Raw genomic sequence first — 2377 nt, 5'->3', positions numbered from 1 at the left:
CCCCCACGCCGACCGCGGGCGGACCCGCGGTGCCCTTCGGCGGGCACACGATCCCCTACGCCTCCGGGATGCTGCGTCCCAGTGGCGGCCAGGCCGCGATCGACCAGAAGGTGGTCGACTACTACAAGCGCTGGAAGGCCGCCTTCGTCAAGCAGAACTGCGGCAACGGCTGGTACCAGATCATCTCCCCTGACGCCGACCACCCCTACGTGGCCGAGGCGCAGGGCTACGGCATGGTCATCGCCGCCACCATGGCGGGGGCCGACCCCGACGCCAAGAAGATCTTCGACGGCCTGCTGAAGTACGTCCTGGCCCACCCCTCGTCGATCACCCCCGGCCTGCTCGCCGCCGAGCAGGACACCTCCTGCAAGAGCGTCAACGGCAGTGACTCCGCCACCGACGGCGACCTGGACGTCGCCTACGGCCTGCTCCTGGCCGACCGGCAGTGGGGCAGCGCGGGCGCCTACGACTACAAGCAGCTCGCGATCAAGACCATCAACGCCATCAAGTCCGGCGAGGTCAACCCGACCACCAAGCTGATGAAGGTCGGCGACTGGACGAGCTCCGGCGACGAGCACTACTGGCTCAGCCGCTCCTCGGACTGGATGATCGACCACTTCCGGGCGTTCCGCAAGGCCACCGGCGACGCGACCTGGGACACCATCCGCACCAACCACCAGAACCTGATCGCCTCCCAGCAGGCGAACTACGCTCCGAACACGGGGCTGCTGGCCGACTTCGTGGTCAACACCAACACCACCCCGAAGCCCGCCTCGGGCCAGGTCCTGGAGGACCCCAACGACGGCAAGTACTGGTGGAACGCCTGCCGTGACCCGTGGCGGATCGGCGACGACGCGGTGACCAGCGGCGACGCCAAGTCGCTCGCCGCCGCGCGCAAGCTGAACACCTGGATCAAGGGCAAGACCGGCGGCGACCCGGGCAAGATCGGCGTCGGCTACACCCTCAACGGCACGCAGATCTCCAGCGGCAGCGAGCCGGCCTACTTCGCCCCGTTCGCGGTGGCGGCGATGACCGACTCCGGCAGCCAGGCCTGGCTGGACGCCCTCTGGAACAAGATGCTGAACACCTCGTTCACGCCCACCGACTACTTCTCCACCAGCATCCAGCTCCAGGTCATGATCACGGTGACCGGCAACCACTGGGTGCCCTGACCCTCCCGCCCGGTACGGCTCCCGCCCGCGGGCGGGAGCCGTACCGCGTCAGTCCTGGTAGGGGATGTCCAGCCGGGAGACCGTCCGGGGACACGTGACGTCCTTGAGCACCGGCCGCCGGCCGAGCAGCTCCCGCGCCTGCTCCCGGGCGAGGTTCCAGCCGTTCCAGGGGTCGGGTGAGTACAGCCCGTTGGCCTGGACCACGTCCCGCAGCACGCAGCTCCGGGCCGGCTCGGGCAGCCGGTCCAGCGCCGGTACGGCCTCCGCCCCGAGGCTGCCCAGGTAGTCCTGGTCGATCTGCTCCAGGGTCCGGACGGCGAGCTGGGTCTCCGCGACCCGCAGATCCGGGTTCCACACCGCGAACGCCAGCAGCGCGGCGCCCGTCGTCGCGACGAGGGCCCTGGGGAACCACCCGGCGTTCCCGCGCCGCGTCAGCCGTACCGCACCGGCGACCAGGACCAGCGCGAAGATCCCGCCCAGCCACCAGATGGCCGCCTCCACCGAGGCTCGCAGCCGGGAGAATCCGTAGGCGTCGACATACAGGTCCAGCCGGTGCAGCGCGGAGACCAGGATCACCATGGTCAGCGCGCACAGCAGGCCGAGCAGCCCGGCCATCAGCCACCGGTCCCGCCCCACGAGTTCGAGCGCCCCCGAGGCGACCGCCACGATCGCCAGCACGAACACGCTGACCACGACGAGCTGGAAGAACCCCGAGCGGGCGTACTCGGCGTAGGTCAGCCCGGTGGCCGACACCAGCCACCGGGTGCTGCCGAACAGCACCGTCACCTGCATCGCCACGAACACCGCGAACAGCAGGTTGAGCGCGGTGAGCGGGGTCATCCAGAGGCCGCGGCTCACTCTGATCCGCAGGTCCGGAGCCTTCGGCTCGACCACGGGCCGCAGGCCCACCAGCACGGCGGAGGCGGCCGCGACGGCGAAGACCACGAACAGCAGAATCCTCAGCGGCACCGACTCCGCCCAGTCCTGCGCGCTGAACACCCGCTCGACGGCTTCGGCGAAGACTGCGTCCGCCGAGGCGAACAGCGCCCCGAACACCGCCACCAGCACGACGGTCAGGCCGCCCCCGAGCAGCACGGGCACCATCCGCCTGTGCAGCGGCGCCCCCTTCACCTTCACCGCCGCCGCCAGGAACCACGGCACCGGCAGCAGCCCCAGCACCACCGACGCCCCGCCCCTGGCCACGC

Annotated in this window: 2 protein-coding genes; one reads left to right on the top strand and one right to left on the bottom strand. The window is 70.6% G+C overall.

The features are described 5' to 3' along the window. Positions 1–1172: family 8 glycosyl hydrolase (locus CA984_RS43685; RefSeq protein WP_207621274.1), on the top strand; the 1172-nt coding region annotated here is incomplete at its 5' end. 48 nt (positions 1173–1220) lie between these two features. Here the strand turns inward: CA984_RS43685 and CA984_RS43680 are convergent. Continuing rightward, the coding region (locus tag CA984_RS43680) for a DUF4153 domain-containing protein (protein WP_133061985.1) at positions 1221–2377 on the bottom strand (1157 nt) is incomplete at its 5' end.

The sequence above is a fragment of the Streptosporangium minutum genome, assembly GCF_002149035.1.
In the GTDB taxonomy this organism is placed as follows: Bacteria; Actinomycetota; Actinomycetes; order Streptosporangiales; family Streptosporangiaceae; genus Streptosporangium; species Streptosporangium minutum.
The sequence above is the reverse complement of the archived record's forward strand: the minus strand, read 5'-3'. Positions and strand labels throughout refer to the sequence as shown.